Annotated in this window: 7 protein-coding genes; 5 read left to right on the top strand and 2 right to left on the bottom strand. The window is 48.9% G+C overall.

Features of this window, described 5'->3' with window-relative positions:
* Positions 1 to 29: 29 nt before the first annotated feature.
* The 5 genes from H8A87_RS01540 (at position 30) to H8A87_RS01520 (ending at position 14617) form a co-directional block, all read left to right on the top strand.
* Positions 30 to 6626 (top strand): AMP-binding protein, encoded by a 6597-nt coding sequence (locus H8A87_RS01540; RefSeq protein ID WP_198688259.1) that lies wholly within the window; start codon positions 30 to 32, stop codon positions 6624 to 6626.
* 22 nt (positions 6627 to 6648) lie between these two features.
* On the top strand, positions 6649 to 11682 hold the full coding sequence (locus H8A87_RS01535; protein ID WP_198688258.1) for an SDR family NAD(P)-dependent oxidoreductase: 5034 nt from the start codon (positions 6649 to 6651) through the stop codon (positions 11680 to 11682).
* Between the two features lie 10 nt (positions 11683 to 11692).
* Positions 11693 to 12802: a cupin-like domain-containing protein gene (locus tag H8A87_RS01530; protein WP_198688257.1), complete on the top strand. Its 1110-nt coding sequence runs from the start codon at positions 11693 to 11695 to the stop codon at positions 12800 to 12802.
* Between the two features lie 90 nt (positions 12803 to 12892).
* Entirely contained in the window at positions 12893 to 13624 is a 732-nt protein-coding gene (locus H8A87_RS01525) for a GNAT family N-acetyltransferase (RefSeq protein WP_198688256.1), read from the top strand.
* Positions 13625 to 13765: 141 nt separating this feature from the next.
* Entirely contained in the window at positions 13766 to 14617 is an 852-nt protein-coding gene (locus H8A87_RS01520) for a 3-hydroxyacyl-CoA dehydrogenase family protein (RefSeq protein ID WP_198688255.1), read from the top strand.
* 237 nt (positions 14618 to 14854) lie between these two features.
* Here the strand turns inward: H8A87_RS01520 and crr are convergent, their stop codons facing one another.
* Complete coding sequence (gene crr, locus H8A87_RS01515) at positions 14855 to 15364, bottom strand: PTS glucose transporter subunit IIA (RefSeq protein ID WP_198688254.1); 510 nt, start codon at positions 15362 to 15364, stop codon at positions 14855 to 14857.
* 48 nt (positions 15365 to 15412) lie between these two features.
* On the bottom strand, positions 15413 to 17140 hold the full coding sequence (gene ptsI / locus H8A87_RS01510; protein ID WP_198688253.1) for a phosphoenolpyruvate-protein phosphotransferase PtsI: 1728 nt from the start codon (positions 17138 to 17140) through the stop codon (positions 15413 to 15415).
* Positions 17141 to 17177 lie beyond the last annotated feature (37 nt).

The raw sequence follows: 17177 nt of genomic DNA, 5'->3' as shown, positions 1-17177 counted from the left end.
TGAAATTTTAAAAAGTAGGAAGTTGCGAAATGTTCACTAATGACCCCATTGCGATGTATGCAAGAAAACAGGCGTTAAAAGAGTATGCCTGCCAACAATTGGATGCAGAATATCAGGGATGTCCCTTTTTTGTGACGACGCAATCAGCGTCGGAGGCGGACGAGGAGCTTGTCACGACGTCATGCGTTCTGCCAGAAAAACTGAACGACAGAATTTTCACCATGGCGGCCGCTTCTCCGTTGCACCGTTTGTCGCTGTTTTCTGCCTGTATCAAATATCTCGCATTTCTGCATTGCCACGAGCCAGAGGGCAGCCTGACATGGGCGCTTGGGGGGACAGATTTGGCAGGCAATGTCCCATTGGTTGACGGAATTTTGGGTGACGGAATTTCAGCTAAAGAGTGGTATCTCGTTCCCGCCAAATGGAATCTGGCAGAAAAGGTGTTGGAACAACCGGTAAAATGTCTGTTTGGTGAGGAACTTATCCAATGGAAGCAGGTTGCTGCATTGACGTCTGGTTTGTCGCCACAAACGGTGTCGGCTGCCATGCCGGAATTGCCACAAGTTTTGGTGGGCTATTCAGAAACACTGCCTCCTTTTGTGAGTTTAGGCCTTGCCGGGAAGGATTTTGCAGACACCCGCGCGGGGGAAATGGATACAACGCATTATGCATTGAGTATCTGGTTTGAAGCCCGCCCTGAAAAAACCTCTTTGCATATACGTTTTGACCCGAAAAAGGTGGAGCCGGAACTGATCACGCTGTTGATAGAACGCTTGACTCTGCTGTTGGGCAGTATGGTGTTTGAGCCGATAGCATCGCTTGCGTCGATGCGTTGGATACCGCAGCAAGAGCGGGAGAGAATGCTCACCTTGTCCACGCCAGTGACTGCACAACCACTGCAATATCAAAATGTAGCCCAGGCTATAACGGCCTCTATTCGCGACAGAGCAGAAATGCCCTTTCTGGAAGTTGGGGGGCAGACGGTTAACTTTACGCAGTTGGCGCAGTATACGGAGATGTTGTTGACCGATCCGCAATGGCCACAGTGGGCATCATTGGGTGATTGTGTGCTGATTGTCGGTGCTAAGGGAATAGAAACCACACTCGCTGTAATGGCGTGTATCCGTATCGGTAAACCGTTTTTCCTGCAATCAAATAGCGCGCCAGAAAGACAATTATTGGATGTTATCGAGTTGTATCACACCAAGACGGTGTTGTTGCAGGATATGGCGCAGGACATGGTACAGGAAACGCCGCAGGAAAGTTCCGGCCGGATGGAGGAGCTCTTCCGTCGTCAGGGCTGTCAGGTGGTTATGTTGCCTGATTATCATCCGGCTTCTCTGGCGCCCTGTTTGGATAAGTCAGATGCGGCATTATTGGCAGAATGGTTGCACAAAGGCGAGGCAGTCAGCCCCGATGACACCTTATTCGTCGTGATGACTTCCGGCAGTGAGGGCAAACCGAAAGGCAGCATCAATACTCACAGGGCATTGCTCAACCTCAGTACTGAAACACACAGTTTGAATCGTTCGGCGGGTTCTCGGTTCGCCTCTGTGTCCAACCACACGTTTGATTATTTCGTACTGGAGTGCGTGCAGATTCTGACGCAGGAAATTGTGCTGGTGATGGTACCGGAAGAGGCGCGCATTGATGCGAAAAAATGCGTCGAATTCCTGCGGGAACATCAGATTGCCCTGTTGTTCGCTACAACGGTATTTGCCGAAGACATCATGGAGCAAGGTGACATTCCCACGTTGCGGCAACTCTATTTTGGTGGCGAAAGTCTGAGAACGTTTCAAAAGAATAACTACCAGTTATTTAACATCTATGGCCCGAGTGAAACTGGCGTTGCCGCCACCTATTTGTCTATCGAGCGCAATGACCAAAAAATTACCATCGGTAAACCGCTCGGTGGTTGCCAGTGTGTCGTGGTGTTTCCCGATACCTTGGAACCTTGTCCCATTGGTGTACCGGGGGAATTATTGATAGGTGGTGTTGGCGTAGGAGGTGGTTACCTTAATCGCCCCGATCTCACCGAGCAGGTGTTTATTCATCTGGATACGGAATGGCTGAAAGGAAAATATTATCGCAGTGGAGATCTCGGCTGTTGGGATGCTCAGGGAGAGATTGACATTCTGGGAAGACGCGATCGCCAGCTAAAAGTGAATGGATTCCGCATTGAACTGGATGCCGTTGAGAAGAACGTGCTGGATCTGCCGATGGTGTCCGAGGCAGCGGTAATTGGCATAGAAGACAAGCGGGGACATGCCCGCTTGGGCGCCTTTGTCGTTGTGACTGATGATACGGTGATGAACAGCCGGGTCACAGAGCAGAATGTCAGAGAGGCACTCTTAAGCCGGATTCCGGCTTATATGGTGCCCAGCCAGATTATTTTAGTGCCGGAGTTGCCGCTGACGGGCACGGGCAAATTGGATCGGCAAGCGTTGAAACAGACGCTTGGCAAGACGGCACCCAATGATACCGTTCGACCCAGTGGCGTGACTCAAGAATGGCTGGCGGCCTGTTGGGGGCGGTATTTGGAGCTGGAAACTGATGCGTTGTCGGTGGATAAAAGTTTCTTTGCGCTGGGTGGGCATTCGCTGCGCGCGGTGAGAGTGCTGGCAGAGATTCAGCAAAAGTTTGGGCAGGTGGTGTCTTTGCAGGCGTTTTTCCAAAACGACACGATTGAAATGCTGGCAAAAATGATTGATTCGCAGAGCATCAATGATGAGAAAAGACCTATAGACGATTTCTCAAGTTTGTTGGAAACACCACTCCCGTTTTCGGCTGATGGACGTGGGCCGCTATCGGCGCAAGAAGTTCGGCTCTATGCACAATATCGTCTGGATCCTGAATCACTGGTCTGTGTTTTGTCGCTGGAAATCCCACTATCACACGAAATTTCCGCTGATTCAGCGAAACACGCATTGCAGACTTTGCTAGATCGCTACGATATTTTGCGTACCCGATACCGGATCAATAACGAAGGCATACCCTATGCGGAGACATTACCGTCTCTGCCAGTTGACCGGGTATTGTCCGATGACCAGAACCAATGGCGACAAGTGCGGATGCGGGCTTTGGATTTGGAAGAAGGCCCTTTACTGAGAGGTTATTTGCAGGATGTCAGCACGGAGCAGGCCTGCTTGCTACTGCAAATTCACCATATCTTAACGGACAAACCTTCGCTGGAAATTCTCCAGAGTGAATTTGAGCAGTTATTGGCTCATGCCCCGCTGGCTCCGGTTGCGCTGAGTTACAGACACTATGCCGTGGCACTCATGGATGCCCGTCAACGTCCTATTTGGGATCAGGCCGAGACATTCTGGAAAAATTATATGGAGGGAGTGGAGTTTGATCCATTCGGGCATGGTGCCGTAGAGATGGATGGCAAGGTGAGGCACACGTCTTGGTGCTTATCGGCTGAGAATGAGAGAGGAGTGAAACGGTTGTGCCAGTCATTAAACGTGACGCCCGCCATGTTCTTTCTGGCGGTATGGGGGATGACCGTGGCACGTGAGGGACACAGCAATCTGTTTTCCATCTCCGTTGCTAATGCGTTGCGTCCGAAACAGGCGCTGGATACAGTGGGCATGTTCGTCTCATTGTCTCCTTGTGTATTTCGTTTTGACCAGTCTAAGCGCACCTTTGACCAATTTATCAAGACATTGGCGGATGAACAGTGGCAGGTGGCCGATCATCTTTTTTTCCCTGTTGAAGAAGCTTTTGCGTTGCTCAGTCGTGATCCGAGAATGTTTGGCAGCAATCCATTGCTGAATGTCACCTATGTCTACCTGGATATAGAGGATGACGTTGGGAACGGAATAGGTGAAACGCCGGGCGCGGAAGATTTATCGCAGGAAACGCACGGGCCGCTCGACTTTTCTGTCATTCATACTGCGCAAAGTTGTCGGTTGGTTCTGGAGTCTCAGTGTGATGTCTTCACTGATTCACAGATAGCCGCCATTACAAACAGTTATCAGGCGATTTTGCAGCAGATCCTGCATCACCCGCCTGCCGGCTTGCAGGTTAATGTGTTCGTGTCCGATGAAGCGACGCAGAAAGCGTTTCGGCCGGTACAACGGTGTGCATCGTATACCCCAATTGATGCCATGCTGCTGACGACATTTCAGACATTAGGTGATCGTCCTGCTGTTATTGAAGATGAAAGCATCGTGACTTGGCAAGAGTTTGCTGCATTAACGGCTGCCTATGTGCAGGAGTTGAACAAAGGCACGATCCGGCGAGCGCTCATTCTGGGACAGGCGGGAAGCCAGATGCAGGCGTTTCTGGCCGCTTGTTTTCTGACGCGCACAACTTATCTGGCATTGGAGACGGGGACGCCGGAAGAGCATATTAATGAAGTTATCCGCCATGCCGAGCCGGATCTGGTGGTGAATATGGGGATGGGTGCGGAATTGGGGGCGGTGGATTGGCACGGTTTTCGCAGCGTGAAATCCCGCGATGACAACCCCATTGCATGGATTCTGTATAGCTCTGGCACGACCGGCCGGCCGAAAGGCATTTGCGTCACTGCGAACACGGCGGCTCAGTATGTGGATTCGCTCGTCAATAAACTGGGATTGGAGCCAGCACCGCTTACAGAACAGCAAGGATTGCGTATCGTCCAGCAGTTTTCACCTAGTTTTGACGGTTATATTGAAGAAATTTTGTTGTCTTGGGCGTTGCAAGGGGCAAGTGTTGTGGCCGATCGCTACAGTTTATTAGATGAGCGCAAAGCGAAGGCGTTTTTAACCCGCTACCGTCCTGACATTATTTCTGCTGCTCCGGCGCTTTTCTCCGCTTGGAACCGTATGCCTGATTTGGCTCCTTTGCCCAAGATTTGTATCAGCGGCGGGGATTTCCTTGCTGTGGGAGATATCAATCAATTGCTCGAACGGACGCAGATTTGGAACAGCTATGGCCCGACAGAAACCTGCATTGCCGTTTCAATGGTGAATTGCGCACGGTTAGCGTCAGGTGTGGCACTTTCCATCGGTGAACCCTTTGATCATGTTGCTTTTGCCGTGGTTGATCACAATGGCGCCCGACTCCGGGCTGGTCAGTGGGGTGAGTTGGTGATCTATGGGGATTTTGAGCATCACGGTTATTTGAATGATCCGGTGCTGACTGCCAGCAAATTTGGTCGGGACGAGCAGGGAACTTTCTTCCGCTCTGGTGATTTGGCGATGGCGGACAAAGACGGCCTGTTTTACCTCAAAGGACGCATGGACGATAGCTGCAAAGTGCGCGGCAATTTTATTGGTCTGGGCGAACTGGAGAACAGAGCCAGACAGTACCCGCGAGTCATTAACGCGGGCGCTGCGGTGGCGTTTGCCGGAACACCTGATGCTTGTTTGGTGCTGGCGATTGAAGGAGAGGAGAATATTCAGTCTGGCCTGCAACAGTATTTGGCACGGCATTATCCCCGTTCCCACCTGCCGTCGGCAATATTTCCTGTCGAGCGCCTGCCCCGTACTGAAATAGGCAAGATGGACAGACAGCGGATTGTGGCACTGTTTAAGGAGTGGCTGGAATGCGAGCAGCAAATGCAGGAGGAACAAGGGGTGAAGACGGACGAGGAACTGCAAAAGCTGATCAGTTGCTGGAGAAAATGTCTGGAGTACAAAGGCGTACTGACACTGAGTTCTGATTTCTTCTTGGTATCCGGTTCATCCCTGAGTGCCGTGCGTTTGGCCAGCCAGTTGGAAACCCTGTTTGGCGTTATGTTCAGCCCCGTTGATGTGTTCCGCAATGCCACAATGGGTGAACAGTGGGCGTTGATTAAATCACGACAAAATCCTGATGAAAACCATGACGCCGTGCTAAGGGAACGGTTTCTTAATACCGATGATCTGAGCCTTCCCAAACTGATGTTGTTGCCACCAGCGTTAGGGGGATTGGTGGAATTACAGGTACTGGCGGACAATCTGGCGGGGCGGGTGACTGTCTCTGTTTTGACGACAGAACCCAGGGCGGTTGAAAACTTGTCGGTGACAGCATTTAAAGAAGTGTTGCTCAACGCGCTGATGTCACACATTGAAGCGCAGGCGAGCCATCAATCACGGCCACTGTGGTTGGGAGGTTATTCCCTTGGTGCTGAGATATTGGCTGCATTGTTGCAACATGAATCTCTGGCGCAAAACCATTCACCCGAAAACCATTTATCCGAAAACCAGTTATTACAAGATATAGACAAACTGGTGTTTTTTGATCCGAATTTGAAAACCGACGTATTTAGCGGTGATGTGTTGTATGCGGGTTTTGTTGCGTTCTTTCGTGATGTTAACCATCAGGCCGGAGTAAGCGCCGAAATTGATGCTGATATTGATGTCGAGACGTTACGGCAGGCATTCCCTGCGCTTCATCAAGAGTGGTGCCATTATCGGTTACAGCATCAGATCCTTGAAAACAGGACATTCCATGAGCGGATTCTGGCTCTGTCGTTAACGTCTATCCCCGTCGAGGTGTTCTTTTCTGACGATGCAGATGCCGAAGGAATTGAGGGGCTTATGCAACAACTGCAAGGGCATTGTGCTATCGATTGTCGTTGCTCTATCCATCGTCGAAGCGGCAATCACTTTGAGTTCATTAAACAGTTATCCCCTGATGATTTTATAGATTGAGAACAAGGTAAGGGAAGGGATCATGAGCGCAGAAATAAGAGAAGATTTGGATATCGCTGTTGTTGGTTTATCAGGTCGGTTTCCGGGGGCAGAAAACAGCAGTGAGTTTTGGCGAAATCTGCTAATGGGGGTGGATGGGATCTCCTGCTTTACGGAGGAGGAATTGCTTCAGGCAGGGCATGATATCAGTAAGATACGTAATAAAGACTTTGTGCCAGTCAACGGTGTGCTGGCGGGAGCGAATTATTTTGATGCGGAGTTCTTTGGTTACAGTCAGGCAGAGGCGGCACTGTTAGATCCGCAAATCCGTTTGATGATGCAGTGTGTCTGGCATGCGTTGGAGAATGCCGGTATTGATCCTGATAAACGAGGGCGCAATATCGGGTTGTTTTTGGGCGCCCGCAGCACGGTACAGTGGACGATGCAGGCGATGTTGTCTGAACAGGTTGAGAATGTTGGGGGTTTTCTCGCTTCTCAATTAGCCAATAAAGATGCCATGAGTACGCTGATTTCTTGGAAGCTGGGGTTGGAAGGCCCCAGCTTTACCCTCCAGACGGCTTGTTCAACCAGTCTGGTGAGTGTGCATCAGGCTGTGCAGAGTTTGTTGAGCGGTGAATGTGATTTTGCGGTTGCGGGGGGCGTCAGCCTGTTGCTGCCGCAACAAAATGGGCATACCTATCAGGACGGGATGCTGTTCTCAAAAGATGGCAAAACCAGAGCATTTGATGCGGAAGCGACTGGCAGCGTATTCGGTAGTGGCTTGGGGGCTGTGGTATTGCGGCGGGCGGGGGATGCCATTGCGGATAACGATCCTATCTGGGCGATCCTCAAAGGCTCCGCCATCAACAATGATGGCGCCCGCAAGGTAGGCTACACGGCGCCCAGCGTCAAGGGACAGGCGGACGTGATTCGTTCCGCTTTGCAGATGGCTGAGATTGACGCAGCGGATTTGGATTTTATTGAGTGTCATGGAACAGCGACCTCGTTGGGGGACAGCATTGAGTTTATGGCGTTGTGTGAGGTATTCAATGAAAAGAGATCTTCCGCCGACATCGCTGAGGCGATAAACCAATGTGCATTGGGATCGGTGAAAACCAATATCGGGCATTTGGATTCGGCTGCCGGTATTGCTGGCTTCATCAAGATGGTGCTGGCGCTCAGACACGGGGTGATCCCGCCTGCGCTGCATTTCCAGCGCCCTAATCCACAGTTGGAACTTGAGCAATCTCCATTTTATATCAACACTCGCGCAGAACTGTGGTCATCAAAAGCAGGCAAATTGAGAACCGGTGGCGTGAGTAGTTTTGGCATCGGCGGAACCAATGCGCATATGGTGCTGCAACAATATGTGCCTTCTTATCGCTCTTCTTCCGAGACCGTAGATTCGGCAAGTGGTGAGATGGCATCCGAAGTCTGTTTTTTCCCATTCTCGGCTAAAAATAAGGCCTCTTTGGCACTGCAATTGGAGTCGGTTTCTCAATGGCTGGTGCTGCAAACTCATCTGGATTTATGCGCGTTATCCCATACCCTGGGCAAACGGCGGAGTTTTCCGTGTCGGGCAATGTTCACGGCAGATTCAAAGTTTGCTCTGATGCAGCAAATTAAAGTCTATCTGGAGCTTGAGGAAGAGGGGGATGTATTGGCGCTGATTCCTCAGTTTATGGAAAACTTGGATAAGAATACGGTGCCGCCAGATAATCGCTCAGAAACGCTTGCGGCTATCACCCATTGGATATCAGGTCAGACGAAAGAACCCGCGCAGTTTCTTTTTACTTCCTTCCACGGGCAACCGCTGATGGATGTACCCGGATATGCTTTCATGCGTGAGGAACATGGAGCAGGACATATTACGGACAAAACCTGGACGCAAATTGCCAGTGTGATCGCTGCGCCTGAGGGTAAAAACTTATCTAAAAATGCTTCAGGTCTGTTGCTGCCATTTTGGAAGCCAGTCCGCTTACCGAAAGCGCCAGTGGGGGAAAATAAGCCTCACGCTGTATTGCTGCTTGATCAATCTTTGGCATCGCAGTCAACTGATTGGGTAGACAAAAATCAGATTGAGGTGGTGAGCCTGAATATGCTTTGTCCGGTGCAAGTCCGAAATGCGCTTGCGGGGCTGTCTAGTGATTCGCAAAAGACTCACTCTCTGGTGTTATCACTGGCGTTTCCGTCGGATGGATTTTCGTTTGCGCCAGATTCACTGCAAATTTTATCTGAACTGGGCAAAACGCTCACGGAGACTGATTTCTCCGCGTTTACTTCCGTGCATATTTACTTGATCGTGCCTGCTATGGCCGCCGATAGCGAACATTTGGCCGAATCAGTTTTAACAGAATCAGCGCTTAAGGCATTGGCTTTAGTGATGCCACAAGAGATCCCCGGTATCGATTGTGCGTTTCTATTTTTACAGACCCAAAAAGCGGATTGGGTATCTGCCGCACTGACCGAATTATTGCAAACGCCATTGCATGGCCCTCTGAAACTGAACGATGAAGGGCTGTTTGTTGAGGATTTTCGTTGCCCGGATGCAGAAGAAAATGAGGTGGTGGATGCGTCTCACTTCATGGGGAAAACCTATGTTATTACTGGTGCCGGCGGCAGAATGGCTAAGGCGATGGCAAATGTAATCGCACAGCGTTTTCAGGGACGGTTGGCACTCATCAGTCGTCAGTCAGCAGACGCACCGGCCATGCAACGTTTACAGACGGAATTGAAGGAAGCGGGGGCTGGCGCAGTGGAGATTTTCCCGTACACGCTGGAAACTGAAACGGATGCGTTGGCATTGTTTGAATCTATCCGTCAGCGTTTGGGGAATATCCATGCAGTGATTCATGCTGCAGGTGTGACGGATGGTGACTCTTTTTCTCCGTTGGATCAGCTCAATGCCGATCATTACCGCGCACAACTCAAGCCGAAAGCTCAGGTGGCAGAAGTGCTTGCCAAGGTATTCGAAAGCGTTCCGGTCGAATATTGTTTTATGACCTCTTCCATGTCGGCCTTTTTGGGCGGGATTGCCCATGCACCATACGCTACGGCTAACCTGTTTCTGGACGGTTGGGGGCAGAGACAAAACCGACGGTCACGAAACCCCCGTTGGATTGTGGTGAACTGGGAAACGATTCATTTCGATGGGGCGCGTCATTTGGATGAGGAACATCAAGCTGATGCACTGATTTGGGGAGCCAATGAAGTTGCGTTCTCCGGCTCTGAATTTCCTGCGCTGTTCGAAAGCAGCTTGCGTGAATACGACCGTGAAAATCAGAAAATCTTCTCTGCGGGTCAATTTATGGACAGGTTGTATGCCTGGGGAGGAAGGCGCGTCGCCAAGGGTAATCGCAAGCCACAAACTGCCAGTAGCATCAAATTGAAGCCCAGACCTGAAACGCTGCATTCTGTTTATCAGCCGCCCGCTAATGAGATGCAGAAGGAAATTGCCGCGATATGGAGCAGCATTCTCGGTGTTGGCAGCATCGGTATTGATGACAAATTCATGGAGCTGGGTGGCGACAGTCTGAAGACCATCGTGATGGCGGAAAAGGTGTATAAAAAAATGGGTCAGCGGGTTTCCATTCAGGACTTTTTCGCACAACCGACCATCCGTGAGATTGAACGGCAGTTTCTCAACGATCAGAACGTTTCCCCGCTGGCTTTGCCGTCCATTGACTTGTCCGAGCCGATTGTCGCCAGTGCAGATCAGGATTTACTGTACATACATCAGACCACGTTTGCCAACGGCAGCTATAACATGCCGATGGCTTTTCAATGCCTGAGTTCGATCAGCGCGATTTCCATCGCTGAGGCGATAGAGCAAGTGGCGGACAGACATCCGGTGCTGAAGTGCCTGTTTAAAAGACAGGGCGCTGATTTGATGATGTTGCCTCAGCTTGAGGCTAAAGCGAGATTGTTGGTGTCCGAGGCGGGGGAAACGCAGGAAGAGAATTTTGCCCGTCTTGAACAGTTCGCCAATATGCCTTTCGATCTGCATACCGAGCTGCCCATTCGCGCCATGATAATCACAGGTTCAGGTGCTGTTCCATACCACCAAGTGCTGATCGTTGTTCATCACATCGTATGTGACGCCGTTTCTTTGGGCATCCTTGCTGATGATTTTCAATGCTTGCTGCAAGGGCAGACGCTGCCTGAGCCGGAGTATAGCTTCGCCGCCTATCGGCGCTACAGGCTGGAGTCCGAAAGTGAGGATAAGGTACGGAAAGATAAATCCTATTGGCTCGCCAATTTGTTGCCTTTGCCAGCACCGTTGTCGTTGCCGGTGGTGGAGGATTACGACTGGCGTACCGATGTCGAAAGTCATCGGGGGATCACGCTGGATAAAAGCCTTTCTCCGCAAACCAGTGCGGAAATCAGGCGGCTGTGTGATGAGCTTGGTCTGTCAGCGTTCACCTTTTTCCTTGGGGTGTTTGGAGTGTTGATCGCGAAAATTGCCCGTGCTGAGTCCTTTTTGCTCGGTGTTCCGGTCACAGGGCGTATGCAGTCGGAAGAACTGGCGTTGGTCGGTTATCTCGTCAACATGCTGGCCCTGAAAATTGAGCCAGAGACAGAGGTGCCTATGGCGGATTATCTGCTGGAGCTTAATGCTCAGTGGGCTGAAAGTGTGCCTTATCAAACCTATCCGATGAGTGCGTTGCTGGAAGATCTCAGCGCTGAACGTGATGTCCAAAACCGTCAAGGTAAGCACCCGTTGTTCGATGTGGTTTTCGGCTATCTGCCCTTGAGTCTGAATGGGGCTGATGAGGTTGAGGGAGAAGGCAAGTTTTCCCGGCTTGAACTGACGTTAGAGGCAGTCAAGTTCGATTTGGCGATGGATGTGTCCGAAACCAGAGAATCTTTTGATTGCACGATACAGTTTCGCCAACGAATGTTCAGTGAAGCCACTGTCATGGCGATGTTTGACTACTTTTTCATTTTGATAGATGAAGTGCTCGCCAATCCTGACGAGGAGATACAAGGGTTGCTCAATGGTCTCAATTATGGATACACGCCGGCATCGTCTGCTCAGGCGGACGTTCGGGATGTGGATTCAGAATTCAATTTTTAGGGAGTGGAAAATGAGTTTTTTCGGTAATACTTGGAATGCACTCGGTGATATTGCGATGTGGGCACATGAAGAGGTGAGCATTTATCGGCGCGGCAAGGGGACACAGAGGGAAACGGAAAGCAGTGATGCGTTGGCACGCCTCGAATCGGCGGAATACCGTCATGTGGAGAAAGTGTCTGATATTTCGATTGCTGAGTTTAGCAAACGTTATTTGATGAAAAAAGAACCCGTTATTGTGACCGATGGCTTGAGGGATTGGCGAGGGAAGCAAATTTGGAGTTTCGATTACTTTGCTCAAGAATTCGGTGATATGTCCGTGCAATTGCAGGATGCCGGATTCCAGCCGAACAAGGTTGTTGAGCTACGCGCTTATTTACAGGAAATTGCTTCGTTGCCTGCCGTTGAACTGGGTGAGATGGGCGCTGATCTCGATTATCTGCGATACACCTACGATTCGTTTTTTAAACATCTGCTGTTCACATGGGGATTGGGTCATCGGGTAAAAACCCATTCGTTTAGTTTTCTGGCGTTTCAACGTATTCAGGATCATTGGCGCAGACCTTATTTCCTGCCTGAAAGCGGCTATAAGATCCCCTGGGTTCAGGTAGGATCTCTCCATCCCAATAAGCGAATGTGTCAGGATTGGGGGCTGTATTTCTCGGCTCCGGGAGCATGCACCCGTTTACATGTTGACGGGATGCGAACCAATGCGGTGTTGTGTCAAGTGGAAGGCAGAAAAGCAGGCTGGATTTTTTCCGCTTCACTGGAAGATGTGGTCAGAAATGCCGCAGAAGGGCGTGCTGATTTATCACGATATACGAATCAATCTACGCATCAGGCCAACGGCGGTGAAAATCAGAAAAGCCAGCATCACAATGAAGATCGTATATGGCAGTTCGATTTGCTGCCGGGTGAGATTATGTTGATACCTAAAGGGTTGTCCCATGAGGTACACACGTTATCACCCAGTATTTCTTTGACTTATAATTTTCTCACCAATTCGGAATATCGGGACTATTTTAATTTCAAAAGCCAACGTGGTCACGGCTGGATAGCCGACGCTCCGATTGCTGCCGTACCGGAGTTTGATATTTTGGTCATGAGCAAAACGAAGTATTGACGGGTAATGGCATAAGAGTTATTTAACTGACTGTTATTTGATTGAGCGCCAGCGTGCGCTTGCTGATCCCAACCAAAGCGAGTAAGAAGTATGTCTTTATTTTCAAAAACGATAACTGACTTTTGGCAAGCTCCATTGTTGAATGGGGATGTCCTCTATAGTGATGATGTTTTTACTGTCGCCACCAACGCTAATCTGGAAGAAGATAGCCGGCTTATGGTGCTGGAAACTACTGATGGTCGGGTCATGGCAGTTCTGACGCCTGAGCTGGCCGAAAAAGCGGGCCTTTATCATCAAGAACATATGTCTGAGCCGATCTTTCGCCAGAAATTGAATGAGGCGGATATTACTCTGCATGGCGCAGATTATATTTTTTACTTCTCAGAAGCCGAACAGGATGTATTGCTGAAAGAAAATCTGGACGGTGTTCTGCGCCAGTTGACAGAGGAAGATGATGAGGCGATTTTCTCTGAGTTCCAATCTTCCGTTTCGGAACAAGATTTGGATGACGCTTATGTGGAACTGGATCACTGGGCCGTATTCGGCTCTTTTGATCAGGATAGCCTGGTCAGCGCCGCCAGCATGTATCCTTGGGATAATGCGCAAATTGCGGATCTCGGTGTATTGACGTTAGTGTCTTTTAGAAGCAAGGGTCATGCCAGAAAAGTGGTACGCACGATCAGTAAGTACGCTTATGGGCAGGGATATGAGCCTCAATACCGATGCCAGCTCGATAACCTCGCGTCTTCGGCGTTGGCAAAAGCGGCGGGTTTGACGCTGTTTGGCAAGTGGGAACTGGTTTCTCCTGATTCGAATAACTGAGCAATGCTTGCCATTCAATGAGTTAACTCGAATAAGTTAACCTGAAATATTTCCTTCATCTTTCAAATTGCAGCCAATCAAGCTGCAACTTGAAATCCATTGGGTGTAAACACCTTTTAAAATTCAATAAGAATAGTCACTATGTCAAAACTTAAAATAGCTGTGGTTGGCGGTGGCAATATTGGCTCCAGCCTTGCCTTTGACTGCGCTCTGCGGGGGCATGATGTGGTTGTTATCGAAAAAGATGCGCTTTCTGGTGAACAGAGCAGGGAGCGTATCATGGAAACCGCTGGCTATGCCCCGTTGTTCAGCCCGCTCGCCAAGGGAAAAAATCCTGAAGTAATCCTGCATAACATCGTTTGGTCACAGGATTTACAGGCTGTATCCGATTGTGAGTTTGTGGTAGAAAATATCACCGAAAACATTGCGCTCAAACAAGCGTTATATGCGCGCATGTCGGAGTTTATTGCTCCCCATGCCGTACTGGCGGCGAATACCTCCTGCATCCCCATCACTAAACTGGGCTCGTTCCATAACACACCGTCTCAGGTTATTGGTGTGCATTTTATGAATCCGGTTTATTTGAAACCGACTGTTGAGGTGATTATCGGGCTTAATACTTCCGAACAAACTCAAGAACGGTGTTTGGAGATTCTGGCAATACTGGGTAAAAATGCCGTCGTGGTGAAAGATGGCCCCGGTTTTGTTTCTAACCGGATTTCCCATTTATTTATGAATGAGGCCGCTTTCACCGTGCAGGACGGCGTAGCTCAACCGGCGGACGTGGACGCGATATTTAAAGGATGTTTCGGTCATAAAATGGGGCCACTGGAAACGGCAGATTTGATTGGCATCGATACGGTCGTTAATTCTCTTGATGTGCTTTACCAGATGTTTCAGGATTCAAAGTATCGGGTTTGCCCGTTGATGCGAACCATGGTCGATGCGGGCCATTTAGGACGCAAATCTGGTAAGGGATTTTACACTTATTAAGTTCTCTGCCAGCCAATAACTCATTTCACCTATATCCATCATCGTTCGAGTTGCTGCCTTGTTGGCTGCGCTGCAACTTGAAATCTATTGGGTATGCCAATAAAAAATCGCCTCTGTATTATCAGGCTGAATTAATAAAAATGCCTGATAAAACAGTGGCGATTCATGAACCATCCATAAGCCAGGGGGAATCAACTAGCAGAAAAAGGAGGGGCATTTCCCTCAATGATCCCTCTGTTACTTTTTGATGCGCATGATGACAGACTCACCCACGACTACTGATCCATTTACTTTAGATAACTCTTTGATTTCATCCATGTTGGAAATAACAACAGGCGTTAAGGTTGATTTAGCTCTTTCTTCCAGAAATGCCAAATCAAACTCTAAAACCAAGTCGCCTTTCTGTACCCGTTGACCTTCTTCGGCAATGCGCTTAAAGCCTTCACCTTTCAGTTCAACGGTATCAATACCAAAATGGACGAAGAGTTCAACGCCACTATCGGATTCGATAGAAAAAGCATGGTTAGTTTCGAAGATTTTACCAATGGTACCATCAACAGGAGCGACAATTTTGTTGCCGGTCGGTTTAATGGCGATGCCATCACCCACGATTTTTTCGGCAAAAACAACATCCGGAACATCTTCGATATTGACTATCTCACCTGATAATGGGGCGATAATTTCAATACTGCCGCTGTTTTTTTTATCGTCTGAAACCAGAGATTTTAATTTATCAAGCAGACCCATGAATCTTCTCCTAATTGTTTTAATGGGACCGTGTTCTGGCTAATAGGTTTAGCAGAGTGTTTTTTCTCTGGTAAAGGTGTCAACCAAATCCATCAATTCCTGTGCTGTTGGCTGAATTAAGGCTTGCTCTGCCAGTGCTTTCGCATCATCGTAATTGGTATTACGGATGATTTTCTTAATGCGTGGAATTGATATCGCACTCATGCTGAACTCATCTAATCCCATGCCCAAGAGTAACAGTGTGGCGCGTTCATCACCGGCAAGTTCTCCACACATGCCAGTCCATTTACCTTCTGCGTGTGAAGCATCAATAACCTGCTTGATTAAGCTCAACACTGCTGGTGACATTGGGTTGTAAAGATGAGAAATCAGCTCATTACCACGGTCTACCGCAAGAGTATACTGAGTTAGATCGTTTGTCCCAATACTAAAAAAATCAACTTCTTTAGCAAGATGATGAGCAATGGTTGCAGCAGCAGGCGTTTCCACCATGATGCCTACTTCAATCGATTCATCAAATGCCTTGTTTTCATTGCGTAACTGTTCTTTGAGTAATGCTAGTTCGGATTTTAGTTCCCGTATTTCTTCAACTGAAATGATCATTGGGAACATAATGCGAAGTTTACCAAAGACAGACGCTCTCAGGATAGCACGCAATTGAGAATGTAAGATCTCTTTGCGATCAAGGCAAATGCGAATCGCACGCCAGCCAAGGAATGGATTTTCTTCTTTTGGCAGATTCATGTAAGGCAGGTCTTTATCACCGCCGATGTCCATCGTACGAATAATGATGGCCTGATTGCCAACCGCTTCCGCGACCGCTTTGTAGGCTTCAAATTGCTCGTCTTCTGTTGGCAGGGCATCGCGATCCATAAACAGGAATTCGGTACGGTATAAACCGACACCTTCCGCACCATTGCGTTCAGCGCCCATGACATCACGAACCGTACCGATATTGGCACAAACTTCAACTTGATGACCGTCCAGCGTAATAGCGGGTAAATCTTTCAGTTTCGCCAGCGCAACTTTTTCTGTCAGGTACTCGCTTTTCGTTACCTTCAATTGCTCGATTTCGGCATCAGATGGGTTCACGTAAATGCGGTTATTGACTGCATCCAGAATCAGGTAACTGCCGTTTTTGATTTGCGTGGTTGCGTTGCTCGTACCAACAATTGCCGGTAACTCTAAAGAGCGGGCCATGATGGACGTGTGGGAAGTCCGGCCGCCCAAATCAGTAATGAAGCCCAGTACTTTATCCAGATTGAGTTGCGCGGTTTCCGATGGAGTTAGATCATTGGCAACTAAGATGACTTCTTCTTCAATCGAACCTAAATCGATAGTTGGCATACCCAGAATATTTCTCAGTAGGCGCTTACCGATATCGCGAACATCAGCGGCACGTTCTTTCAAATATTCATCATCCAGTTCTTCCAGAGCCTTGGCCTGATCTTCAATGACGGAATAGACGGCGGCGTCTGCTGTGGCCAGATTTTTCTTGATTAGGGTAAAAATTTCCTGCTCTAGCTCTTCATCTTCCAGCAACATGATGTGGCCTTCGAAGATTTCGGCCTTTTCTGCGCCCAGATTTTTTTCGGCTGTTTTTCTAATTATTTCTAACTGTGCAGAGGATTTATCGCGGCCTTGCTTAAAGCGGGAAATTTCTTGTTCGATTTGTTCAGGAGCAATGTTTTTCTGGTTAATAATAATGGGGTCTTCTTTCAGTAATAGTGCCTTACCGAAAGCAATGCCTGGTGATACTAAGATGCCTGAAATCATACTATATGACCTTACTGCGGGTGATTGCCTTTCATTA

It is taken from the genome of Xenorhabdus lircayensis, assembly GCF_016306625.1.
GTDB lineage: Bacteria > Pseudomonadota > Gammaproteobacteria > Enterobacterales > Enterobacteriaceae > Xenorhabdus > Xenorhabdus lircayensis.
The sequence above is the reverse complement of the archived record's forward strand: the minus strand, read 5'-3'. Positions and strand labels throughout refer to the sequence as shown.